Source organism: Paenibacillus curdlanolyticus YK9 (assembly GCF_000179615.1).
Taxonomy (GTDB): domain Bacteria; phylum Bacillota; class Bacilli; order Paenibacillales; family Paenibacillaceae; genus Paenibacillus_T; species Paenibacillus_T curdlanolyticus.
Window position 1 is genome coordinate 22,712 of sequence record NZ_AEDD01000012.1, and the last position, 25,834, is coordinate 48,545.

Annotated in this window: 17 protein-coding genes; 3 read left to right on the top strand and 14 right to left on the bottom strand. The window is 51.4% G+C overall.

Annotated elements, in window-relative coordinates:
* Positions 1 to 69 precede the first annotated feature (69 nt).
* Positions 70 to 1,539 (top strand): VanW family protein, encoded by a 1,470-nt coding sequence (locus PAECUDRAFT_RS20090; protein WP_006039978.1) that lies wholly within the window; start codon positions 70 to 72, stop codon positions 1,537 to 1,539.
* A gap of 174 nt (positions 1,540 to 1,713) precedes the next feature.
* Here PAECUDRAFT_RS20090 and argH read toward each other — a convergent pair whose 3' ends face one another.
* The 13 genes from argH to PAECUDRAFT_RS20155 all read right to left on the bottom strand — a co-directional run bounded on the left by argH (position 1,714) and on the right by PAECUDRAFT_RS20155 (position 18,728).
* Entirely contained in the window at positions 1,714 to 3,129 is a 1,416-nt protein-coding gene (gene argH / locus PAECUDRAFT_RS20095) for an argininosuccinate lyase (RefSeq protein ID WP_006039979.1), read from the bottom strand.
* Positions 3,130 to 3,258: 129 nt separating this feature from the next.
* The gene (locus PAECUDRAFT_RS20100) at positions 3,259 to 4,494 is read right to left on the bottom strand and encodes an argininosuccinate synthase (protein WP_006039980.1); all 1,236 of its coding nucleotides are present in this window, start codon (positions 4,492 to 4,494) and stop codon (positions 3,259 to 3,261) included.
* A gap of 64 nt (positions 4,495 to 4,558) precedes the next feature.
* Positions 4,559 to 5,515 (bottom strand): ornithine carbamoyltransferase, encoded by a 957-nt coding sequence (gene argF / locus PAECUDRAFT_RS20105; protein ID WP_006039981.1) that lies wholly within the window; start codon positions 5,513 to 5,515, stop codon positions 4,559 to 4,561.
* Between the two features lie 39 nt (positions 5,516 to 5,554).
* Positions 5,555 to 6,778 carry an acetylornithine transaminase gene (locus tag PAECUDRAFT_RS20110; RefSeq protein ID WP_006039982.1) on the bottom strand — a complete coding sequence of 408 codons (1,224 nt, stop codon included), beginning with the start codon at positions 6,776 to 6,778 and terminating at the stop codon, positions 5,555 to 5,557.
* A 70-nt stretch (positions 6,779 to 6,848) separates the two neighbouring features.
* A complete protein-coding gene (gene argB / locus PAECUDRAFT_RS20115; protein WP_006039983.1) occupies positions 6,849 to 7,625 on the bottom strand; it encodes an acetylglutamate kinase in 777 nt (258 codons plus the stop codon).
* A 27-nt stretch (positions 7,626 to 7,652) separates the two neighbouring features.
* A complete protein-coding gene (argJ, locus tag PAECUDRAFT_RS20120; RefSeq protein ID WP_006039984.1) occupies positions 7,653 to 8,897 on the bottom strand; it encodes a bifunctional ornithine acetyltransferase/N-acetylglutamate synthase in 1,245 nt (414 codons plus the stop codon).
* 371 nt (positions 8,898 to 9,268) lie between these two features.
* Positions 9,269 to 10,321 carry an N-acetyl-gamma-glutamyl-phosphate reductase gene (argC, locus tag PAECUDRAFT_RS20125; protein WP_006039985.1) on the bottom strand — a complete coding sequence of 351 codons (1,053 nt, stop codon included), beginning with the start codon at positions 10,319 to 10,321 and terminating at the stop codon, positions 9,269 to 9,271.
* 222 nt (positions 10,322 to 10,543) lie between these two features.
* Complete coding sequence (locus PAECUDRAFT_RS20130) at positions 10,544 to 11,440, bottom strand: YitT family protein (protein WP_006039986.1); 897 nt, start codon at positions 11,438 to 11,440, stop codon at positions 10,544 to 10,546.
* Positions 11,441 to 11,914: 474 nt separating this feature from the next.
* Positions 11,915 to 13,022 (bottom strand): peptide chain release factor 2 gene (gene prfB, locus PAECUDRAFT_RS20135; protein WP_144266606.1). Its coding sequence is split into 2 segments (ribosomal slippage): positions 11,915 to 12,949 and positions 12,951 to 13,022, totalling 1,107 coding nucleotides; the frame shifts between segments, so codons are not numbered across the junction.
* A 144-nt stretch (positions 13,023 to 13,166) separates the two neighbouring features.
* A complete protein-coding gene (secA, locus tag PAECUDRAFT_RS20140) occupies positions 13,167 to 15,677 on the bottom strand; it encodes a preprotein translocase subunit SecA (RefSeq protein WP_006039989.1) in 2,511 nt (836 codons plus the stop codon).
* Positions 15,678 to 15,930: 253 nt separating this feature from the next.
* On the bottom strand, positions 15,931 to 17,586 hold the full coding sequence (locus PAECUDRAFT_RS20145) for a PA14 domain-containing protein (RefSeq protein ID WP_006039990.1): 1,656 nt from the start codon (positions 17,584 to 17,586) through the stop codon (positions 15,931 to 15,933).
* Positions 17,587 to 17,731: 145 nt separating this feature from the next.
* Positions 17,732 to 18,277: a ribosome hibernation-promoting factor, HPF/YfiA family gene (hpf, locus tag PAECUDRAFT_RS20150; protein ID WP_006039991.1), complete on the bottom strand. Its 546-nt coding sequence runs from the start codon at positions 18,275 to 18,277 to the stop codon at positions 17,732 to 17,734.
* Positions 18,278 to 18,530: 253 nt separating this feature from the next.
* Entirely contained in the window at positions 18,531 to 18,728 is a 198-nt protein-coding gene (locus PAECUDRAFT_RS20155) for a cold shock domain-containing protein (protein WP_006039992.1), read from the bottom strand.
* A gap of 229 nt (positions 18,729 to 18,957) precedes the next feature.
* Between PAECUDRAFT_RS20155 and PAECUDRAFT_RS24945 the strand changes: the two genes are divergently transcribed.
* Entirely contained in the window at positions 18,958 to 22,665 is a 3,708-nt protein-coding gene (locus tag PAECUDRAFT_RS24945; RefSeq protein ID WP_006039993.1) for a FlgD immunoglobulin-like domain containing protein, read from the top strand.
* Positions 22,666 to 22,719: 54 nt separating this feature from the next.
* Here the strand turns inward: PAECUDRAFT_RS24945 and PAECUDRAFT_RS20165 are convergent, their stop codons facing one another.
* On the bottom strand, positions 22,720 to 23,745 hold the full coding sequence (locus PAECUDRAFT_RS20165; protein ID WP_006039994.1) for a class I SAM-dependent methyltransferase: 1,026 nt from the start codon (positions 23,743 to 23,745) through the stop codon (positions 22,720 to 22,722).
* Between the two features lie 134 nt (positions 23,746 to 23,879).
* Between PAECUDRAFT_RS20165 and PAECUDRAFT_RS20170 the strand changes: the two genes are divergently transcribed.
* Positions 23,880 to 25,793 (top strand): glycosyltransferase, encoded by a 1,914-nt coding sequence (locus PAECUDRAFT_RS20170; protein ID WP_006039995.1) that lies wholly within the window; start codon positions 23,880 to 23,882, stop codon positions 25,791 to 25,793.
* Positions 25,794 to 25,834: the final 41 nt, after the last annotated feature.

The following is a 25,834-nucleotide window of genomic DNA, read 5'->3' on the forward strand; positions in this document are numbered from 1 at the left end:
GCATATGTTGTTCAAGTGGGCTTGGGCTTAAGCTTAGGCGGAAGCGATTAGAGGAGGGCATAACGACGAATGAAACGAATGCACATCGTAGTTACGGTTGTGTTAGGCTTACTGCTGCTCGCCTCGGTCGGTTGGGGAGCGGTATGGATGTACGCCAAAGGAACAGACGTCCCCCAAGGCGTGAAGGCTGCTGGCATTCCAATCGGCGGAATGGATATCGACGAGGCAGTCGCTGCCTTGTCGCAGTACGCGACCAATTGGGAGCAGCAGCAGGCGATCGTCAAAGCGAATGATCAAGGCGGCGATGACCGCGTCTGGACGTTGAAGGAGCTCGGGTATTCCATTAATGTGAAGGATGCGGTAGCGGCGCTGGAGAAGCTTCACGATGGTTCGATCATCGAGCGTGCCCGCTACCGGCGTGATTTTCAATCAGAGCTTCATATCAGCTTCGCCGCTGATTCGACCGTATTGACGAATACCTTAAAGAAGGAATGGGGCTGGCTGGAGCACAGCGTAGCGACGAATGCGACTCGCACAATTACGTCTAACGACCGCGTCGTCTATACGCCGCATCAGGTCGCCTATCGGGTAGACCGCGATACGATACAGGCCAAGATTGATCAATGGGCAAAAAACAGTCAATCCAAGCCGCCAGCTAGTCCGGCCGACATCGCCAAGATCGCGCAGCAAAAGCTGGAGGTTCAGCTTCCGATCAAAACCGTCGAGCCGGAAGTGACGCTGGAGAAGCTAAAGGCGGAAGGCATCGACCGGATGATCATGTCCTTCACGACGGATTTTGCCTCCAGCGCTTCAGGCCGTGCTTATAACGTTACGGCGACTGCCAAGACGCTTAACAATGTGGTGCTCGCACCTGACGAAGTATTCGATTATCGCAAGATCGTCTCGGCAACCGAGAAAAATGTAGGCTATCGCGAAGCGCCAGTCATTCAAAACGGCAAGCTTGTCCCGGGAGTCGGCGGCGGCATCTGCCAAGTATCCAGCACGTTATACAATGCCGTTATTCGGGCAGGCATCGATATCGTGGAGCGGCGCAATCACTCCCTCCCCGTCTCCTACTTGCCAATCGGGCAGGACGCGACCTTCGCGGACGGCGCGATTAACTTCCGATTCCGCAACTCAACCGGCAAGCATCTTATCATTCGCACCGTCGTCGAGAATCGGAAGCTGACCGTTAAGCTGTTCGGGACGCTGCCGGAAAATGTCCGGTATGATATCGAATCGGTCAAAGTCAAAACGATTGAGCCTGCGGTCAAAGAGGTCGTCAGCGATCAGGTGCCAGCAGGCGGCCGCCTTATTCTGCAGCAGGGCAAAGTCGGCTATATCGTCGAGACTTATCGCACGTACTTCAAAGACGGCGTCGAGGTTTCGCGCAAGCGCATCTCCCGCGACACATATAAAGCGCAGCCAACTACGGTTGGCGTGAGCAAAGATACAGCGCCCCAGAATGGCAAAGGCCCTGGAGCACCTAAAGGCAATGAGCCTGACGATGCCATCATCGAGGATGGCGTGGGCGCATAAGCTGCATGATGCGATGAGATCAAGCATAAAAGGGACCTCACATAGAACGAAGGATCGAAATTGTTGGGCTCTTCTGCGAATAGACGGCGGCCGTGCGATTGCACGGCGCGGTCTATTTTTTTCTTATATAGATAAAAAGAACGCTCTGCCCAAATGGCAAAGCGTTCTTCATAACTAGCGGCTTTTCTCCACGAATTCCGTTACCCAAGCTGCGGTTGCGTCCAGCTCGCGCTCAGCGCGTGCGATCGCTTCCGTCACTTGAGGCGTCGCCGTACCGCCGTATACGTTACGGGCGTTCACAACGTTCTCTGGCTGCAGCACCGAGTAGATGCGGTCATCGAACAACGGCGAGAACTGCTTGAACTCTTCCAGCGTCAGGTCGAGCAAATATTTGCCCTGCTGGATGCAGTACAGCACCGTTTTGCCGATCACTTCATGCGCTTGGCGGAATGGCAGGCCTTTGCCTACGAGGAAATCCGCGATGTCCGTTGCGTTCGAGAAGTCCTGGTTCACGGCTTGACGCATCGTGTCCTTGTTCACCTTCATCGTCGCGATCATCGGAGCGAACAATTGAAGCGCGCCTTGCAGCGTGCGAACCGTATCGAACATGCCCTCTTTATCTTCCTGCATGTCCTTGTTGTAGGCGAGCGGAAGCGACTTGAGCACTGTCAACAGGCCCACGAGGTTGCCGTACACACGGCCTGTTTTGCCGCGCACAAGCTCCGGAACGTCCGGGTTTTTCTTCTGCGGCATAATGCTGCTGCCTGTGCAGAAGGCGTCATCCAGCTCGACAAAATGGAACTCCGTGCTCGACCAGAGGATCAGCTCCTCCGACAGGCGGGATAGATGCATCATGATAATCGATGCATGGGACAGGAATTCGAGAATGAAGTCACGGTCGCTTACTGCGTCCAGACTGTTCTCATAGACGCGATCGAAGCCGAGCTGCTTGGCAACAAAATGGCGGTCGATCGGGAACGTCGTGCCCGCGAGTGCGCCTGCGCCGAGCGGCAGCGTGTTGATGCGCTTGTAGCTGTCTTGCAAACGCTCCGCATCACGGCCGAACATCGAAACGTAAGCCATCAGATGATGAGCGAACAGAATCGGCTGCGCGCGCTGCAGATGCGTGTAACCAGGAATAATCGTATCGATGTTCGCTTTCGCTTGCTCGATGAGCGCCGATTGCAGCTTGTGCAGCAGATCAACGAACTCAACGACACGCTTGCGCAGGTACAAGTGCATGTCGGTTGCCACTTGGTCATTGCGGCTGCGTCCCGTATGAAGCTTGCCACCAACCGGACCGACATCGTCGATCAGTGCCTTCTCGATGTTCATGTGAATATCTTCGTCCGCAATGGCATATTCCCAGTCGCCCCGTTTGATGCGCTGGAGCACGCGGTGCAGGCCGTCCTTGATCGTATCCACATCGTCAGCAGGCAGGATGCCTTGCTTGCCGAGCATCGTAACATGCGCCAAACTGCCTTGCACGTCTTCCTCCGCCAGCTCTTTGTCAAACGTAATGGAAGCCGTATATTCCTCAACCAGTTGGTCGGTTTTTTTCGTAAAACGTCCGCCCCACAATTTACTCACGTTGTAACACTCCTCTTCGTCCTTATACACAGAAATAAGAGTCGTCGATTTCGACCCTTATTCCTGTTTCGTGCCTATAGCGTATCTCAAATCCGCGCGGTCAGATAAGTCGCCCACGCGGGATATGGTTTACTTGTTGTTTTGTTCAACGCCGGAAGAAACTTTCAGGCGCAGCGCGTTCAGGCGGATGAAGCCCGTTGCATCGCCTTGATCGTACGCTTGCGTAGGGTCCGCTTCCATCGTCGCAATGTCAGGGTTGTACAAGCTCACTGGGCTTTGTACGCCAGCGCCGATGACATTGCCTTTATATAGCTTCAGGCGAACGACGCCGGTCACGTTCTTCTGGCTTTCTTGTACCAATGCTTGCAGCGCAAGGCGCTCTGGCGCGAACCAGAAGCCGTTGTAAACGAGCGTAGCATATTTCGCGATCAAGCCGTCACGCAGATGCATCACGTCGCGGTCCATCGTGAGCGACTCCATTTTGCGATGAGCCGTGAACAGGATCGTGCCGCCCGGCGTCTCGTATACGCCGCGGCTCTTCATGCCGACAAAGCGGTTCTCAACCATGTCGACACGGCCGATGCCGTGTTTGCCGCCAAGCTCGTTGAGCTTGTCCATTACGCCCAGCGGGCTCAGGCGCTCGCCGTTCAGCGCGACGCAGTTGCCTTGCTCGAACGTCAGTTCAACGTACTCGGATTGATCTGGCGCGTCCTCTGGCGATACGCTCAATACGTACATATCTTTGCACGAATCGGCGCTTGGATCGAACCAAGGATCTTCCAGCATGCCGCTCTCAAAGCTGATGTGCAGCAGGTTGCGGTCCGTGGAGTAAGGCTTCGATGCCGATGCCGTTACCGGAATGCCATGCTTCTCCGCGTAAGCGATCATCTCTGCGCGGCCTGGGAATTGCGCGCGGAACTCCTCGTTGCGCCATGGCGCGATGACTTGAATTTCCGGTGCGAGCGCGGCAGCCGTCAGTTCGAAACGAACTTGGTCGTTGCCCTTGCCTGTTGCGCCGTGCGCGATAGCCGTAGCGCCTTCTGCGCGAGCGATCTCAACCATGCGCTTCGCGATGAGCGGACGCGCGATGGACGTGCCGAGCAGGTATTGGCCTTCATACAGCGCGCCTGCTTGGAACATTGGGTAGATGAAGTCGCTTGCGAACTCTTCCGTCAGATCGTCGATGTATACTTTTGATGCGCCGGTTGCAAGAGCTTTGGCCTCAAGGCCGTCGAGCTCTTCCTTCTGGCCGATATCCGCCGTGAACGCGATGATTTCCGCGTCGTATGTTTCTTTGAGCCATTTCAAAATAACCGATGTGTCCAAGCCGCCCGAGTAGGCAAGCACGATTTTTTCTTTTGCCATGATTGCTAACGCTCCTCTATGATCGATAATGTCGTTGAAATCTGAAATCTATAGGTTAACAGGCTTACATAATTGCAGCCATGATCGCTTTCTGCGCGTGCAGACGATTCTCTGCTTGGTCATAAATGATCGAGTGCTTGCCGTCGATGACGCCCTCGCTCACTTCTTCGCCGCGATGCGCCGGCAGGCAATGCATGAACAGGTAGTCGCTCTTCGCGTACTTCACGAGCTCCTCGTTCACCTGATAGTTCGCGAACGCGATTTCGCGTTCCTTCTGCTCCGCCTCAAAGCCCATGCTAGCCCATACGTCGGAGTAAACGATGTCCGCGCCTTCGATCGCTTCACGCGGATCGCGGCATACATGGATTTGCGAGCCTGTGCCCGCAGCTACAGCCTTCGTCTGTGCGACGATGTCTGGATCTGCCTCGTAGCCTTCCGGCGACGCGACGGACATGTTCATGCCGAGCTTGGCAGCGCCCATGAGCAGCGAGTGCGTCATGTTGTTGCCATCGCCAATGTAAGCAATTTTCAGCCCTTCAAGGCGGCCTTTATGCTCGAGAACCGTCTGGTAGTCGCACAACGCTTGGCAAGGATGCGCCGCATCCGTCAGGCCGTTGATGACTGGAACCGTTGAGCTGCGCGCCAGGTCGATGACGATCTTATGCGCGAACGTACGGATCATGATGCCGTCGAGGTAACGCGACAGCACTTGGCCCGTATCCCAAATCGGCTCGCCGCGGCCGATCTGCAGGTCATTACGGCTTAAGAAGAGCCCTTGGCCGCCCAATTGGTAGATACCGACTTCGAACGAAACGCGCGTGCGCGTCGAAGACTTCTCGAACACCATGCCGAGCGTTTTGCCCTTCAGCGGCTGGTACACTTCACCTGCTTTTTGCTTCTTCTTAATATCGATGGCCAGATCGATCAGGTAACGAACCTCTTCCGGCGAGTAATCCGCCAGTGCAAGAAAGTCGCGGCCTTTGAGCGAAAGAGCCAGTTCTTCATTCAACGTATGCTGCATGAATGGTCCCCCCTACTTCTTATATAGTAAGTCTCTGCCTTAGCGGCCGTTTAGCAGCTCTGCTAGGATTGCAACCGCTTGGTCGATTTCCTCTTTGGTAACGAGCAAGTTCGGCAGCAGGCGCAATACGTTCGGTCCAGCGGAGAGCACGAGCAGTCCTTTGCCCTGCGCTTCCGTAATGATCGAGCCGACCGGCTCCGCACACTCAATGCCGATGAGCAATCCGAGCCCGCGCACATCCTTCACAAAATCGCTATGCTTCAGCTTCGCGCGAAGCTGCTCCATCAGGTACTCGCCCTGCTGCGCTGCACGCTCCGGCAGATTTTCCTCGAGCACCGTCTCCAGCGTCGCCTTAACCGCTGCTGTCGCAATCGGCGTTCCGCCGAAGGTCGAGCCGTGGCTTCCTGGCCCGAACGCTTCGCGAAGCTGCTCCTTACAACCCATCGCGCCGACTGGGAAGCCGCTTCCGAGCCCTTTAGCCATCGTAAAGATGTCCGGCTCAATGCCATAGTGCTCATGCGCGAACAGCTTGCCCGTACGTCCCATGCCCGTCTGAATCTCGTCGACGATCAGCAGCACGCCGCGCTCGCGGCAAAGCTTCACGAGACGGTGCAGATAAGCCGGATCGACTGGCAGCACGCCGCCTTCCGCTTGAACGATCTCCAGCATAACAGCCGCCGTTTTGTCCGTAACCGCCGCTTCCAGCGCCGTCAGGTCATGCAGCGGAATGTATTTGAACCCTTCTGGCAAAGGCGCGAAGCCTTCCTTCACCTTCTCTTGCCCCGTCGCCGTCAGCGTTGCCAGCGTCCGTCCGTGGAATGACTGCGCGAACGTTACGATTTCATAACGGCCATTGCCCAGCACCAGCTGCTGATAACGGCGTGCCAGCTTGATTGCCGCCTCGTTCGCTTCCGCGCCGGAGTTGCAGAAGAATACCGCATCCGCGCTGCTGTTCGCCGTAATGAGGCGCGCTGCATCCTCCTGATTCGGAATGCGGAACAGGTTCGACACATGCCACAGCTCGTCGAGCTGCTTCACGAGCGCTTCCTTCACTCGCTTCGGCGCATGGCCCAGATTCGTAACGGCAATGCCGCTTACGAAGTCGAGGTATTTGGCACCTTGATCATCCCATACCCAGCTTCCTTCGCCCTTCACGAGCGAGATCGGAAATCTTGCATACGTCGGGAGCAGCGCGTCTGTTACGCCTGCTTGTCCATTCTGTTGCCCGCCCGCTGCTGCGGCTTGCTTCACCGCTTCGCTCATCTGAACTACCCCTCTCTCTTGCCTAAAATAATCAAAACGCTATCGTTCGCAAGCGCTCACTCATCCCGCCTTAGCGCACGATCCGCGTGCCTACGTTGCCTTCGAGCACCGCGCGCGTCAATACGCCCGGCTCTTCGCCTTTGACGATTACAACCTCGCTCACGCGACCTTGAATGCATTGAATCGCTGCGCGAACCTTCGGAATCATGCCGCCGTAGATTTCGCCGCTCGCGATCATCGCCTCAATCTGCTCCACCGTTACCGTCGGAAGCACAACCTTCTCGCCGTTCATAATGCCCGGCACGTCCGTAACAACGATCATCCGCTCGACGCCCAGATGCGATGCAACTGCGCCCGCCGCCGTGTCTGCGTTGATGTTGTACCGCTGCGCGGCATCGTCGATGCCGATCGGCGCGATAACTGGAATGTAGCCCATCGCCATAACGCCTTCGATAACTGCGGCGTTCACGTCCGTCACATCGCCGACAAAGCCGATTTCGGCACTGTTCGCAACCGGCTTCGCCTGAATCAGCTTGCCGTCTACGCCCGACAGTCCGAGCGCCTTGGCGCCGTTATGCTGAATTTTACGTACGATTTCCTTGTTAATCCGTCCCGCCAGCACCATCTCGACGACGTCGAGCACTTGGTCATTCGTCTTGCGCAAGCCGTTCACGAACTCCGACTCGATGCCGAGCTTGCCAAGCGTATCATTAATGGCAGGTCCGCCGCCGTGCACGATAACCGGACGAACGCCCGACTGCTGAAGCTCCCTCAGCTCCGCAAAAAAGCTGTCCGGCAGCGCCGCGAGCGTACTGCCGCCACATTTCATTACAAACCGCTGTTCCATAAGTTGTCCGTTCTCCCCGTTCTGCGCTTACGTCCGGTAAGCGGCATTGATGCGCACATAATCGTACGTCAGGTCGCAGCCCCAAGCCGTTGCCGCACCTTCACCCATATGCAGGTCCACGCCGATCACGACGGTATCGCCCTTCAGATAAGCAAGAGCAGCATCCTCGTCAAAGCCGATCGGACGGGATTGCTCCAGCGTCACGATATCGCCCAAACGGATGTCGACCGTGTTCGGGTTAACCGGTTGCCCCGCGCGTCCGACGGCCGCAATAATACGTCCCCAGTTCGCATCCGCGCCGAATACGGCGGATTTCACGAGCGAGGAGCCGATGACCGTCTTCGCAATCGCTTGAGCTGCATCGTCGCTCACCGCGCCGCGCACTTGCACCTCGACGAGCTTCGTCGCGCCTTCGCCGTCGCGTGCGATCGCCTTCGCGAGCACTTCGCACACATAACGCAAGCCAGCTGCAAAAGCGTCCCAGCCTGCATGGGCAGGCGTCAGCGCCTTATTGCCCGCGAGGCCGCTCGCCATCGCTACCAGCATATCGTTCGTGCTCGTATCGCCGTCGACCGTGATCATGTTGAACGTCAGGTCCGTCGCTCGGCGAAGCAATTGCGTCAGCTCTTCGCTGCCAATCGCCGCGTCCGTCGTAACAAAGCCGAGCATCGTCGCCATGTTCGGGTGAATCATGCCGGAGCCCTTAGCCGCGCCCGCGATGTGAACGACTTGTCCATCCAGCTCAAGGCGTACGCATACCGTTTTTTCAACCAGATCTGTCGTCAGAATCGCTTGGCTAAAATCAGCCGCTGCTTGCGCGCCGCCTGCCAGATTCGTCGACAGCTTGCTGATGCCGTCGCGCACGCAGTCCATCTTCAGGTTCTCGCCGATGACGCCCGTCGATGCGACAGCGATATGAGCCGCCGGAACGCCGATTGCTTCCGCGAACTTCGCACGCATCTCGTAGGCGTCAGCATCGCCTTGCTCGCCTGTGCATGCGTTGGCGTTGCCGCTGTTCACGATAATGCCGCGCAGCAGCCCTTCCTCGCCAATGCTGTCCTTCGTGACGCGGATTGGCGCCGCTTGGAACACGTTCGTCGTGTAAACGCCGGCAGCCGATGCCGGCACTTCACAAATAATCGCGCCCAGGTCGTGGCGCGTTGTTTTTTTCAAGCCGCAATGCAGGCCGCCTGCTTGGAAGCCGCGCGGCGTCGTGACGTGTCCGTCCGCTACGACTTCGTATGCTGCGGGTTGTCCGATTCCTTGTGCCATGGTGTTCTCCTTTGTGTTCAAAGGAGAATGGCGGATGCTTGTTAAGGGCGGGAGGCGCTGCGCGTGCGAATATATTCTTCCGATCGCTGTTGTCCCCAGATTGTCTGGATTTATATAAGTTCCCTGTTCGGGAACAATCCGGGGACAAAGGCGACCACTTCGTTTCTACAGAACATATTCGCCCGCTCCGCTTACCGCCGACACTAACTGCATAAAGCCATGTCTCGCTTTGAACTTGCGTATATGTTGGATGGGCTCTTCGGCTGCTCTCTGAGCTGCGAAGTCGCCTTCATGAACTGAATTGACGCGACGCGCTGCCCGCTTGCGCGGAACGCAATATTGTTGCTGAACGTATCCGTTCGCAACGTTACTTATGGATAAACCGGTACGAACTGGAGACCGAGCGTTTCGTCCCAGCCCATCATCAGGTTCAAGTTCTGGATCGCTTGGCCGGCTGCGCCTTTGACGAGATTGTCGATGACCGACACGATCGTCACGCGGCCTGTCCGCTCGTCGACCGAGAAGCCGATGTCGCAGTAGTTGGAGCCCCATACTTCCTTCGTCATTGGCCATTTGCCTTCTGGGCGAACGCGAACGAATTTGCGGCCCTCGTAGTACTGGCTGTATAGCTCGACGAAGTCTTTATCCGTACGCCCGCCAATGACGGTCGCGTACATGGTGGACATGATGCCGCGCGTCATCGGAACGAGATGCGTCGTGAACGTCGTCGTTACCGGCTTGCCGACGATGTCGGTCAGCACTTGCTCGATTTCTGGAATGTGCTGATGCTTGTTGATTTTGTAAGCGCGGAAGTTCTCGTTCAGCTCCGAATAGTGCGTGCCGAGGCTAGCGCCGCGGCCTGCGCCGGAAACGCCGGACTTCGCATCGATGATGATCGTCGCCGGGTCAATCCAGCCAGCCGCTACTGCCGGGATCAGACCAAGCAGCGATGCCGTCGGGAAGCAGCCTGGGTTCGAAATCAAGTCAACGTCCGCTACGCGGTCGCCGTATACTTCAGCAAGGCCATAGACCGCTTGCGCGAGAAGATTTTCGTCTGCAGGCGTTTTTTTATACCACTGCTCATAGAGGGCAGGGGATTTCAACCGGAAGTCTCCGGAAATATCAATAACCTTCAAGCCTGCTTCGAGCAGGTCAGGTACGAGCTTCGCAGCAATGCCAGCTGGCGTTGCTAGAAAAACAACGTCCGCTTTGGCGCGAATCGCTTGCGGGTCGACGCCGTCGAGCAGGTCCGTACGGATCTCTGTCAGATGCGGATAACCTTCTGCGATTGGCGTCCCTTCGCTCGAAGACGAAATAACCGATGTCACTTCAACGTACGGGTGGCTGGCCAACAGCCGGATCAATTCCACGCCGCCGTAGCCGGTCGAACCGACGATGGCTGCGTTCACTTTATTCGTGCTCATAAACGTCTCTCCCATCCGTTATAGAAGCAGATTTTCTGCATTTTTATTTTCCCTAATTACCCATTGTACATGATTCCACCCTAAAGTGGAAATGATCGTTTCGTGATTAACTTCGTATTATTATACATCCATATTTATATAAATACAACGACGAAAAAGCGGCATTTTCCGCGCCGCTATGCGGGTTGTCGAGGTTTGTCGGGGTGTCATCGCTACCGCCGATTATTCGACCTTGAAGCCTTGGCCGAGCACCTCTGTCGTCTGGCTGATGATGACGAACGCGCCCGGGTCAACCGACCGGACGAGCGCCTTCAGCTTGGGCACCTCGTTCTGACTGACGACGACCATCAACACCGTTCGACGCTGCCCGGTGTAACCGCCATGCGCATCCAGCTCGGTGAGCCCGCGGTCCAGATCGGTCAGCACCGCATCCGCGAGCTCCTCCGTCCGATCGCTTATAATGAAGGCAACTTTCGAAAGCGCAAGGCCGGTCTGGATAAGATCGATCGTTTTGCTTGTGACGAACAAGGCGATGAGCGCGTACAGCGCATTTTCGGGCGAGATGAGAATGCCCGCCAGCGCAATAACGAGGCCGTCGAAAATAACGACCGTGAGACCGAGCGAGATGCCCGTGTATTTGTGCAGGATTTGCGCGGCGAGGTCGGTTCCGCCGGTCGATCCGCGGCCGCGGAACACGAGGCCGAGCCCAAGGCCGACGCCTACTCCGCCATAGACGGCAGCGAGCAGCGGATTGTCCGTCGGCGGCGGCCAATGCGCCGTGAGCAGCACGAATAGCGGCAGCACAACGGAGCCGAGCAGCGTTTTGGCGGCGAAGCGACGCCCGAGCAGCCATAATCCCGCGAAGAAGAGCGGGATGTTGATCGTCCACTGCGTGAATGCAGGCTGGATGCCCAGCGTCTGCTTCACGATGATCGAGAGGCCCGAAACGCCGCCGGAGGCGATGCCGTTCGGGACGAGGAATAAATTGAAGCTCGCGGCGATGATGAAGGCGCCCGCGAGCAGCATGGCAATGCCCCAAGCCGCTTGCGCGCGGGGGCTTGAAGGCGTGCCGATCCGGCGCCGCTGACGCGAGGGTCTGGCCGATGCGGGTCGATTCATGGTGAGATGCCTCCTCGTGCTGGGTGTGGTGAGTGCTGTATGTAGGGTGATCGTTCGTTAATTTTATCGATGATGCGCTTACTTGGTTACTATTGTATTCGTACGGCCGGCGCGGCGAACGGATATTGGCGGAGATGGAAGCGGCGAGCTGCCTGGGGTTAGTATCGCTTAAATGAAGGGGGAGTATAAGTGGGGGAATGAAAAGAGCCTGCCCGGGGGCAGGCCCAAATGATGTGTTCCATTTGACTCAAGAGGAGGAGGAGTTAACAATACTTCTGGAGCAGCCTTGAACACAAGTCGGACTCCCGATCGCCAAGCCAGTATTGATGTAAGATTTTTATCTCAAATACGCTGTTCATTTGTTCCCCTCCTCTTTACTCCCATATATACATTTTTCGTGCTTATTGCCACGCGGCGTAATAAAAATACCCTGCCATAGGCTGAAAGCCAGACAGGGTAAGCTAACTAAACCGGCTATTCGTGCCGAATCTGGCTCCGCAAATATCCGTCGATAAACGCATCGAGGTCGCCGTCCATCACCGCGCCAACGTTGCCCGTCTCCACCGATGTACGATGATCCTTGACCATACTGTACGGGTGGAAGACGTAGGAGCGAATCTGGCTCCCCCATGCAATGTCGGATTGCTCGCCGCGAATCTCAGCGAGATGCTTTTGCTGCTCCTCGATCTTACGCTCATACAGCTTGGAACGGAGCATCTTCATCGCTTGCTCGCGGTTCTGGATCTGAGAGCGCTGCGTCTGGCAGGCTACGATGATGCCCGAAGGGATGTGCGTAATCCGGATCGCAGACTCCGTCTTGTTGACGTGCTGGCCGCCCGCACCGCTGGCGCGATACGTATCGACCTTCAGGTCCTCAGTCCGAATCTCAATCTCGATATCGTCCTCAATCTCCGGCATGACGTCGCACGACACGAACGACGTATGGCGGCGGCCCGATGAATCGAACGGCGAGATGCGGACGAGGCGATGCACGCCTTTCTCCGCCTTCAGATAGCCATAGGCGTTATAGCCTTTGATCGAAATCGTAACGCTCTTAATACCCGCTTCATCACCTGGCAAATAATCAAGCAGCTCAACCTTGAAGCCGCTCTTCTCCGCCCATCGCGTATACATCCGGTAGAGCATCTGGCCCCAGTCCTGCGACTCGGTGCCGCCAGCGCCTGGGTGAAGCTCTAGAATCGCGTTCAGCTTGTCGTACGGCTGGTTCAACAGCAAGGTCAGCTCAAAGTCGCTGATACGCTTCACAAGTGATTCTACGCCTTCTGTGAGCTCGGATTCGAACGAATCGTCGCCCTCTTCCTCCACCATCTCCAGCATCGTGGACAGATCATCATGATCCCCTGCGAGCTTCTCGTACTTCTCTACCGTTGACTTGACCGCATTCATCTCTGAAATAACGGCTTGCGCTTTATCGTTATCGTCCCAGAAGTCGGGCGCCGTCATCTTCTCCTCGAAGTTGGCAATGATCTCTTGCTTAAGATCTAAGTCAAAGAGACCCCCTGAGCTCTTGGAGTCGCTTCGCCATCTCACGAAGGTCTTGTTTCACCTTAATGTCCACCATGGTTATCGCTTCACCTCAATCTGTATGTTCCCGTCCTACACGTTATGCCGCATAGGCGCTGGACGTGAAAAGAGAGGCGGACCGCGCCGAATGCCTCGAACGCGTCCGCCTACCATTAACTCGCCGTATTGCTAGTAATATTGCTTACTTGCCGTGGCACAGCTTATATTTCTTGCCGCTGCCGCAAGGACATGGATCGTTGCGGCCGATGCGCTCCGCCTCATCCTTCTGGACTGGACGCTTCGCCGCTGGTTCGCCGCTGCCGCCCGATTCCGTCTGGCCCTTCGCCACTTCCTGGCGCTCAAGATTATTCTCGACATGCGCCTTCATAATATACTTCGTAATCTCTTCTTGGATGTTCTCGATCATTTCCTTGAACATCTCGAAGCCTTCGAATTGGTATTCACGCAGCGGATCCGTACCGCCGTATGCACGAAGGTGGATACCTTGGCGAAGCTGATCCATCGCATCGATGTGATCCATCCACTTGGAGTCTACCGCACGGAGTACGACAACCTTCTCGAACTCGCGCATCGTTTCTTCGCCGATCAGCTCTTCACGCTCATCGTACAGCTGTTGCACTTTATCGAACAGCAGCTCGATGATCTCTTCTTTCTCCTTGCCCCATAGCTCGTCTTTCGTGAGCGTGTCTTCCTTCAACAAGTTGCCGTGCGCGTAATCAACGATTGCCTGCAGATCCCACTCTTCCGGAATGTCGCCTTCGCAATGCGCTTCCACGATCCGCTCAACGACCGGCTTGATCATATCCGTCGCGATTTGGCGAATGTTCTCGGACTCCAATACTTCGCGGCGTTGTTTATAAATGATTTCGCGCTGCTGGTTCATTACATCGTCATACTGCAGGACGACTTTACGCATATCGAAGTTGTTGCCCTCGACGCGCTTCTGAGCCGACTCTACCGCACGGGAGATCATCCGGCTCTCGATCGGTTGATCCTCATCGAAGCCAAGACGCTCCATCATGCCCATGATGTTCTCGGCGCCAAAGCGACGCATAAGCTCATCCTCGAGCGACAGATAGAACTGGGACGAGCCTGGGTCGCCTTGACGTCCCGCACGACCGCGCAGCTGGTTATCGATCCGGCGGCTCTCATGGCGCTCCGTGCCGATAATGTGCAGACCGCCTGTTTCCGGAACTTCCTCGCCGAGCAAAATATCCGTACCGCGGCCAGCCATGTTCGTTGCGATCGTAACCGCTCCCGCTTGGCCAGCGCGCGAAATGATCTCCGCCTCTTCGGCATGATACTTCGCGTTCAGTACTTTGTGCGTAATTCCACGTTTCTTAAGCATCTCGGAGACGCGCTCCGAATTCTCAATCGATACGGTACCCACGAGCACTGGCTGGTTGTTCGCGTGACGTTTGACGATTTCCTCGACTACCGCCTTGAACTTGCCGTTCTCCGACTTGTAAACCACGTCCGGGGAGTCCTGGCGGATGTTCGTACGGTTCGTCGGAATTTGGACAACCTCGAGTCCGTAGATCTTCTTGAACTCTTCTTCTTCCGTCTTTGCCGTACCCGTCATGCCCGCGAGCTTGCGGTACATACGGAAGTAGTTCTGGAACGTAATCGTCGCCAGCGTCATGCTTTCGTTCTGTACTTTGATTTGTTCCTTCGCTTCGATCGCTTGGTGCAGGCCATCGCTGTAACGACGTCCAGCCATCAGACGACCTGTGAATTCGTCGACGATAACAACTTCATCGTCCTGTACAACATAATCCACATCGCGGCGCATAATGAAGGTAGCCTTCAGCGCTTGCTGAATGTGGTGGTTCAAGAGAACATGCGCATGATCATATAAGTTATCGATGCCAAAAGCGCGCTCTGCTTTCTCGACGCCCGCTTCCGTCAACGTTACGTTGCGAAGCTTAATGTCGATCGTAAAGTCCTCGTCTTGCTTCATGCGGCTAACGAAACGGTCAGCAGCAAAATACATCTCCGTCGACTTCGCCGCCTGACCCGAAATGATGAGCGGCGTACGCGCCTCGTCAATCAGAATCGAGTCCACTTCGTCAATGATGGCGAAGTACAGCGGACGTTGAACCATTTGTTCCTTATAAAGAACCATATTGTCGCGCAAATAATCGAAGCCGTATTCGTTGTTCGTGCCATACGTGATGTCGCAAGCATAAGCTTCTTGCTTCTCAGCATGCGTCAAGCCGTGCAGGTTGCAGCCGACCGTCAGGCCGAGGAACTCGTATACTTGTCCCATGAGCTGGCTATCCCGCTGCGCAAGGTAATCATTGACTGTGATAACGTGAACGCCTCTGCCGAGCAATGCGTTCAAATAAACAGGTAGCGTACCAACCAGCGTCTTACCTTCACCGGTTTTCATCTCTGCGATTTTGCCGTCATGCAGCACCATGCCGCCAATCAGCTGTACGTCAAAGTGACGCATGCCCAGCGTACGCTTCGCTGCTTCGCGAACCGTAGCAAATGCTTCTGGCAAGATATCATCGATCTCTTCGCCCTTCGCAAGGCGCTCCTTGAACTCCTGCGTCTTCGCACGCAGCGCTTCGTCCGACAGTCCCGTGAACTGCGGCTCTATTGCGTTAATTTGTTCGACCGTACGCATCAACCGTTTAACTTCACGTTCGTTCGCATCGCCAAATATTTTCTTCACTAATCCGAGCATCAGCAACCGCCCTACCTTTCATCGTACCCCGTATTCAAATACGTCATCTTGCCAGTCGCCGCCAGTCATCATACGGATTCATATGAGGGCGGGTACGCTTTCTCTCAATGCCTAAATTGTAACAGTTTGAACACTTTGTCGCAATGTATACAATTCGCTTTCCAATAACATCCGTACATAAACAGAAAGCTGCCCTAGTTCCTAGAGCAGCCAATCTTACAGTTATTTGTCGATTATGATCTAACGTTCAATATTAATTAAGGGTAAACGCATTCGCTGGTATAACTTCCTTAGCCTGAGACTGACTCGACCATTGCAGTTGAACGAAACCGTTCCTAGGCCCATTGAAATATTCCATTTTAATATCATACTTCTGTCCGGCGACAAGTGCAATCGTGCCAGTAAATTCCGAAACGCTGTTAGTCTGCCAACGATCAATAATTAACTGCCCATCGATCCAAAGCCTTACGCCATCATCTGTTAATGCGTGAAAATTGTAAGTGTCCGTATACAAGGGTTGAATCTTTCCCGTCCAACGAACCGAGTAGGTTTCCGGATCGATCAATGCGTCCGGGACAGTCATTCCCCAGTTGAAATCAATCTGCTGATCTACTCTCGTCGTTTTGAGATCCGTTAGGTCTTCATTATTAAAATACTCTGCTTGCAATCCTTGCTGCGCGCTCGGCGGTGTTAGGTTATCGATCGTCCCCCCAATTGCGCGGAGCATGCCAGTCGGACCATCGCTCATATAAAGCGTACCATCGCTGCCGATGGATAAATCAAACCGGCCCACCGTATTATATGAACTTTTAAGCGAACCTTCGGGAGTTACAACTTTGATTGCAGCAGGGCCCCAAAAATAAATCAGTCCTTGACTGTCCACGATTGGAGTCGTATAAATACTCACACCCGTGTTTAATTTCCACTTGACCGTTCCGTCCATGTTCAATGCCGTAAATTCCGCTTGCGCATTTGAATTGCCAATGTAAATAGTCTCTCTTTGCTCATCAATAACCGGGAAGGTAAATACGAGATCACCAACCGGATATGTCCAATTCAAGGTGCCATCATGACCTACGGAATATAAAATCGCCTCATTGCGTCCAATCGCATAGACGTTGCCATATTTATCAATTGGCGGAGCCGTGTAGTAAATAGATTCTGTTGCGGTTGACAACTTGGTCGACAATGTATTTCTCCAATAGGACGTGCCGTCTGCATGGAGCGCAATTATTTCGATACGTCCATCCATAGCTTGAGCGAAGATGGTGCCATCTTCAGCAATTGCCGGTGCAGATAAGTCGTTAACGTTAAGATAGGTTGTCCATTGTATCGATTGTTGCGTTGGATTAAAGGACAATATATATCCATTCCTGCAAGAAATAATAAGGTTACCGTTATGATCAATAGCTATTCCGCTTATCGGTTTCCCAATCAGCGAGGTGAATACGTCTGCCCCGTTCGAATTAATTGCAACCAATCGCTGACCTGCCCCAACATATATCGTTCCGTCCTGTCCGATAATAGGCGATGTTGTAGCGGCATACTGGGTACTATTTGACCATTTCAAAGAACCATCTGGGTTTAAAGCATACAACTGTGAACTGCTCGATGCCATATTCGCGATATATATCGTGCCATCAGCGCCAATCGTTGGTGAATAATTCGTATTCCCAATCGCATAAGTCCACTTGGTATTTAGATTAGCATTAACCCCAGCAAACCTCGAATTTCGATTCCAGCTCGTTGCCAACGGCTGTTGAGCGTTCAAATCATATGCTCCTTGCGCATAGCCTTGTCCTTGCGAGAATAGCGTAGTCGAAGCCGCCGCTGAAGTTGCCTGTACTAATATCGCAGTTAATAAACAGACTAGCGCGATGACTCCCTTAGTTTTAATAAATTTTCTCATCTGGAAACCTCCCCCTTGTGTATAATTGTATATCGGATGGCAAGTGGGAATTTATTACTATTTTTTTCAGACGCAATAAAGCCCCTTCTCCAGCGGAAAAGGGGCTGCCATATTCAATGGGATAGTTGTTGGTGCGTAAAGAGCGTTAACGCTGCTCGATGAGCCCGTATTTACCGTCGCTACGCTTGTAGACGACATTCACTTCCTTCGTGTCAGAGTTGGCAAAGACGAAGAAATTATGCCCAACCATATTCATTTGTAAAATCGCTTCCTCCACATCCATCGGTTTGAACGTGAACTGCTTCGTGCGGACTACCTCGAAGTCCTCCTCTTCATCTAATACTCGGACGGTTGATCCCGACTCCTTGAAGAATGTACGTATGCCGCTTTCGTTACGGATTTTGCGATTCACTCTAGTTTTGTGTTTACGAATTTGACGTTCCAGTTTGTCCACTACCGCGTCGATCGAAGCGTACATATCCTCGCTCTTCACTTCAGCCCGCAGCATGGCACCCGTCAGCGGTATCGATACCTCAACTGCATGATATCCTTTGGTTACCGATAGGGTAACATTCGTTTCGGAGGTTTCTGGTGCTTCAAAATACTTTTCTAGGCGGCTAGTCTTCTTCTCGACGTATTCGCGAAGCGCTTCCGTCACTTGGATGTGTTGACCTCGAATATTGTATTTCATAGGGCACTCCTCCTTTACTTGTTCTTATTATATCACAGGGTCAGGCTGTCGAACATCTTTATTTTCAGTTATTTGTGAATTTTCTGATATTTTGTTGAAATCAATAGAATTGTCTGTAATCACTGTAATAGAACGCGTACTTTTGTCGAACCCCAAGTCGATCTAAAACATGAAAAACCCCGGTTTCCCGGGGTTAGTCTCATGTCTGGTGTTGACACCTTCTATGATGTTGGCTTCAAATTAAGCCGAATGATTACAGTTTAGTAACGTTAGCAGCTTGTGGACCACGTGCGCCTTCGACGATGTCGAATTCGACCGCTTGGCCTTCTTCCAGCGTTTTGAAGCCATCAGCTTGGATAGCGGAGAAGTGAACGAATACGTCGCCACCTTGTTCCGTCTCGATGAAACCGTATCCTTTTTCTGCGTTAAACCATTTTACTTTACCCTGCATGCATAACATTCCCTTCATCTTCAAATGCTGTGAATCGCCTTGTAGTAAGGCCCACAAATCGAATATAACGCGACTTCATATAATTGTCAAACATTTTTTTGAAAACGGATACATTGAGAATTATTAGGACTTTAGAAGTAATTATCTTCAGTGTTTTTCCCAGCTTATCTCAACTTATCCCCTCTATTAACCGATATTCCTATCATTACGATATAGGAGGGTTTAATTCATGGGTCTAAAGACACGTCATTGGAAACTAGCATTCGCCGCATTGCTAGTAACGCAATGTATGGCTGTCGCTCCAGCCGCGTACGGTGAAGCACTAGAGAACAACACCGCAAATATTCTCGCTTCTACCCAGCCTTATGTAGAAGGTGAGTTGATCGTTAAGTTCAAAGAAGGCGTTAACCCTGATGCGGTAGCCGAACTCATCGACGGCGACGTTTCAACAGAAGCAGATTCTGACTCAATTAACGTATCGACAATCGAACTGGCACCGGGAGCTACCGTTGCATCAGAACTGCCCAAGCTTCTGGCTGACAACCGCGTTGAGTACGCAGAGCCGAACTATATCGGAACGATACTTGAAACACCTTCCGATCCAAGATATGCCGAACAATGGTATGCGCCTCGAATTAAAGCAGATCAAGCTTGGAACACGACAACCGGAAGTTCGGGCATGATCGTTGCCGTTATTGATACAGGAGTGGATTCCGATCATCCTGATCTAATTGCTAACTTGATACCTGGTTACAACACAATCGACAATACGACCAACACAGAAGACATCCATAGTCACGGCACACATGTATCCGGAATTATCGCCGCCTCCATGAACAACGGTCAAGGCATTTCGGGAATCGCCCCGTCGAGCGCCATCATGCCGCTAAAAGCCATGAATGATGGAGGGACTGGCTCTTCTCTTGATGTTATCGAAGCCATTCAATGGGCAACCGATCACGGCGCCAAAATCATCAATATGAGCCTCGGCTTCTCAAGCTACTCGCAAGCGATGCAAGATGCCGTTAATTACGCTAATAGCATGGGGGTTCTAGTTGTTGCCGCTGCGGGTAATAACAATTCCTCGGCAGCAAGCTACCCAGCTGCGCTCGCTAACGTCCTTAGCGTCGTAGCTACGGACACGAATAATGCTAAGGCATCGTTCTCCAACTATGGTACGACCGTAGATATTTCCGCACCAGGCACCGAAATCCTTAGCACTGTCCCAGGCGGCGGCTATGAATATAAGCAGGGGACGTCTATGGCTTCGCCTGTCGTTGCTGGCGGCGCCGCACTTGTGTGGAACAGCCATCCGGAGCTTTCTACTTCGGAATTGACTCGACTTTTAGAAACGACAACTATCGATCTTGGAACGGCAGGACGCGACAACACTTTCGGTTACGGGCTCATTGACGTCAATGCTGCCATAAATGCGGATCCAAACGCTAATACGCTGGGACTGCGTGTGAATCAGGTCTCGGCTGATCCATTTGGCCCTACTGGTTCCAACACCACCACTGTTACGTTCTCTTTGGATGTCGCAGCTAACGTTTCCGTAAACATTTATGATTCATCTATGAATCTCGTGAAGACCGTCATGACCAATCTCGCCAAAAAAGCAGGAACAAACACGTTCACTTGGAACGGTAAAAACACGGCTAACCAACTCGTACCTTCCGGCGAATACCAAATCGAACTAGATGCAAGTGCAACAGGTTTGGGTTTCCAACGAGCTTATGAAACGATTACTATCGACCGCGAAGCGCCAGCTTTCAACAACTTAATTGCAGGCCCGTTAGACCAAGGTCACAAATACGGCTATACCTATGACTTATCAGAAGAAAGCTACGTATCTCTAACCGCCTACAATAACTTGAACAAGCTTGTATACACGTTTACATCGAATGAGCTTCAACAGGCAGGCAATCATACGTTGCTCTTCCTCGACATGGATACTGATCTAGGCATCCGGATTCCGGGTAAATACATCTATCGCCTCGAGGCAAAAGATCCAGCAGGCCATACGACAAAAATCGAACAAATTAGCTATGTGAACTATACAGGTCCAAACCTGACTGCCGTCAGCGCTTCCGTTAGCCCCTTCAAGCCGACGGGCACGAGTACTACTGCTCTGAAATATACGCTTGGCGATGACGCCGCAGTTACTGTTCAGGTACGTGACGCGAACGGTATCGTCGTCCGGACAATCGTCAACAAACAAGCTCAAACGATGGGAGCTAAGTCAGTAGCATGGAACGGTAAGAATGATAACGGCGCTATCGTCCCTGACGGCGTCTACAGCTATCGCATATCCGCTGACATCGAGATTGCAGAGGGCATAGGTTTCCATAACGAAGCATCAGGAACTGTAACGGTCGACACGACTGCGCCTGTTATCAACGGACTAACAGCATCGACTTCATTATTCGAGCCTAACGGAAATAACACGATTACATTTAATTACTCATTGTCTGAAGCAGGCAAAACGACAGTTGCACTTGTCAACAGCAGCAATGCAACGATTAAAACATTCGCAAGTAATATCGCAACTACGGCTGGCAGTCAGTCTGTTACTTGGGACGGCAAAACATCCGCAACTGCATTCGCTCCAGACGGAACGTATACATTAAAGGTAACAACGACCGATGCCGTCGGACTTATTGCAACGAGCACCGTGCCATTCACATTGGAATCAGGTGCTCCAAAGATTACAGCCGTCAGCGCAACGCCTAATCCTTTCAAAGTAACAGGAACAGCTAATGCAACGATTAAATATACGAATTCAGAACCGGTGACAGCATCCATTGTCATTGTTGACGGCAACGGAAGTACGATTCGCACGCTAGCGAATGCGCAATCACAAACGACAGGCGCTAAATCTATCACTTGGAATGGTAAGAATGATGCCGGGGCGCTTGTTGAGGATGGAACCTACACGTATCGGATTCTCGTAGAGGACGGCACAGGACTGACAGCCGAAGCGACCGGTACAATCGTGACAGACAAAACAACACCTGTCATTAGCGGTCTGGCTGCATCCCCTTCCGTCTTCGCACCAACGGGAAGCAACAATTTGCACGTTAACTTTGCATTATCCGAGGCTGGCAAAACAACTGTTACTATTGTGAACAGCAAGAATGTGGCGGTTAAAACGATTTGGAGCAGCAAAGTAACCGAATCTGGCAATCAAACGCTCGATTGGGATGGAAAGATCTCCACGACGGCATTTGCACCGGATGGTTCCTACACAGTGAAAGTTACCACCACTGACGCTGTAGGATTTAGTTCAACGCAATCGACTGCTTTCGACATCGAAACTGGCGCCCCACGCCTTACCGCTGTGAGCGGTACTCCAGCTGTGCTGAAGGCGACAGGCACAACGAATGCAACGATCAAGTACACTGTTTCCGAGGATGCTATTGTATCCGTCCTGATCTATGATTCAGAGGATACGCTCGTACGTACGCTGTACAATGCATCTACGACAGCAGGAGCTAAGTCCGTACTTTGGAATGGCAAGAATGATGCTGGGGTTGTAGTTGAGGATGGAATCTATACGTACAAAATTAATGCAGTTGACGTTGAAGGCCATGCTTCAGAAGAAGCGAGTGGTACAATTGAAACTGACAAAACGGCACCTTCGATTACGGGTATCACTACATCCCCTTCTACTATTGCAGTTGGGGGCAGCACAACGATCGGATACACGGTCTCCGAATCAAGTAAAGTAACAATAGCTGTCTATACGTCGGCTAACGCACTCGTTCGTACACTGCAATCGAACGTGCAACAAGATTCGGGAAGTTACTCCATAACTTGGAACGGCACAAAGTCAACAAACGTTGCCGCCACTTCTGGAGTCTACACTGTTAAAATTACAGCAACTGATGCGGTAGGATTCCAAACGATCACGACTGTGAATGTAACGGTACAATAATTGGTTAAATGAAAATAAGCGACCTCATTGATACGATGAGGTCGCTTTTTTCTTTTATTCTTTGATTGCCGTGACTTCCATCGAACCATTATAATGCCCGGATATGCTATACTGGACAACTTTAAAGCCCAGACGGTTGAGCGTAATGCTCAATGAACGGAAAGAAAAGTAATTAAGATGCTCGATAATCCGCCACATCGGATCGGAATCCTTCTTTATCATAGAGAATGCACTTTCATAATTCGGTGTTGAAATCCATAATACACCGTGATCAGACAGTAATTCTCGGGCTTTGCTTATTGCGCCCACCGGATCACTCATATGCTCGATAACGTCGCCCATAGCGATAAGGTCATATTTATCATCTGTTCGATATTGTTGAAAATCATCCGTATATACGGGAATATTCAACATTTCAGAAACAGCTTGAGCGTACTTAGGTCGAATATCCAACCCCGTTACGTCAAATAAATACTCCTTAGCTACAGCGGAAAACTCCCCTGCGCCTACTCCTACCTCCAGTAATCTAGGACCTTGTACATGTTGACTCAAGTTCATCACGATATTACCGATTGTCGGGAGTAAATGTGTTTTGGGATTCAAATTGAATTCAAAAGCAGATCCCGACAGTAGCTCACCAAGATTTTCTGGATATCGACTTGCATAAAGATGATGACATTGTTCACAATGCATCCAGAGCCGAATAGGATCAAAGCCAGGAATATAATCCAGTGAAGTCACCGTATTGTATGCCGAATGCGGGGTGCCATCTCCTCCACATAATGGGCAAAATGGTACAACGATCTCCTTATCAGGTTTTTTGTAAGAATAACTGTGTGATGGATGTTCATCTTTAACCAAAAGTTTTGAGAAGGATGGATTTAATTGAAAAGCTTTTGTGTGATAAGCATATGATGTAGGAGCATCCCCCATACGATTACATATTTCACCCAATCGAAAACAAGCTATCGCTGCAGTATCTTGATGCCCTATTATTTGAATATATTTTTCAGCAGCGAGCACATCGTTCTTCCCTAGCAATTGCTCAGCTTGACTAAGTACCTGTTTAGCATCAATCATCAATTACGACTCCTCTTAATTCAAAGTTGTGTCTTAATTAAAATATCGGTCGCTCTCTCGAATTCGTTTAATCGAATGACAGATTTGATCCGATATATATAAATAAACATACTTATTTAATGACCGGAGGAACCATGCAGCCATCCATTTCCCTATGTATGATAGTCAAAAATGAAGCTCCTTCTTTAAAACGTTGCCTGGACAGCGTCAAAGGATTGGTAGATGAAATCGTAGTTGTCGACACTGGTTCCACCGATAATACTATTGACATTGCACTTCAATATACAAGTAATGTCTTTTCATTCACTTGGATGAATAATTTTGCAGCGGCAAGAAACGAATCTATACGCCACGCCACAAGCGATTGGATCCTTGTATTAGATGCCGATGAATACATTCAATCCGAGGATCATGATAAATTAAAATCATTTCTGTCTCAGTTCGATAAAAGTATACCTGCGGGCATCGTTCTAACAATAAATAATTTCATGAGCAACGAAACAGATTTCAGTCAAATCATGGAATCAACAGGCGCTAGGTTGTTTGTTAATCATCCTTGCATTCATTATGTGGAACCGATTCACGAGCAATTAATTTCCACTGATATTCCAATTAACTGGGTTTCATACTCGTTCCATATTTTCCATACCGGATATACAAAACAGACAGTAACAACTAAAAATAAATCGGAACGAAACATGTCCATATTGATGCAGCTTCAGGCTGAGAAAAAGAATGATCCCTATTATAACTTCGTTCTTGGCAATGAATATGCCAATATACATGAACATCACAATGCTCACCAATGTTATATTGTATCTTATGAAGGGACAAAAACGACCGATACCTGGTTTAACCATTTACTCGATAGATTGATTGCAACTGAATTACAGCTGGAACTATATAATGAAGCAAGTCGCCATATCGAGCAAGGTGTTAAGCTCTATCCCCAAAAAGCGGATTACCATTGTCTTCGAGGAGTCCTATTAGAAAAATTAGGCTTTAGAAAAGAAGCTGCCCTTCATTTTTCTAAATGCCTAGATATATTTAAACAAGCCGGTAACACCCCTTATTGGGTCATCCAACCGTCGTTTGGGACAACCCTTCCTATGCAAGCTCTAGCTGATATTTATAGACGCCAAGGCAACTTCGAACAAGCTGTTTCTTATTGGATACAAGCACTTCAGCAACAGCCTGCCAACTACTCACTACTTAAGGTCTGTCTAGAACATTGGGGTCATATTGCGACAATTACCAACATCATTGAGGACTTGGGTCTGATCTATCCTAACTCGATTCCATTGAATCAGGTTATGCTTTTCAAAATCGCATTACAGACCGGCAATAGAGACATAGCGGCTTACTATCGAAAAAATGTTAGTTCGTTCCCTATTCAATGGAGTGAAGAAGATGCAATTCTAGATCGCGTTCTTTTTCCGGATTCTTCCTCAACTCTTCAAACCAGCGGTTCTAAATCTAGTATCCCGGTTTCTATAGCTGTTTTAGCTGCGATTACACTAAATGATAATCAATATTTAAATCCATCTTACATTTCAGATGATGCTATAACATGGGTTTTAGAGCTACAGCAACTTTTAAGCAATAGACCGATTGATTTGACAAAACTTCCAGGCCAAGAGGGATGGTATGCAGAGTTGCTCTTGCAACTTTGGAAAATGCAACAATATGACGTTTATTACGAACTTTTACAGAAGACTGCTAATTCACCCGTGCTAAATGCCCTGGCGAACTTGCTTTACAATTCCGGCCATATCGAACATGCACTAGAATTATTGCTTCTCTTGCTAGAAGAACAGGCACTAGATTCTGACGCGCTCCTTACCCTTGCGGAATGGGGCTTGCATCATGACAATATAGATGACGCTTTCGATATGCTAAGCATCATCATTGAGTCGCAGTCCAATTCAGGAGCGGTCGGTCTCTTGTTAGAACATTGCAACAACTCAAGATATCATGATCGAATCAATAAAATGCCCATTGAGACTTTTCCGAATATCTCTACTCTCTATCCCAACAAGTTATCTTAATGAAACAAGAAGACGCCCCATCCAAACGGATGTGGGCGTCT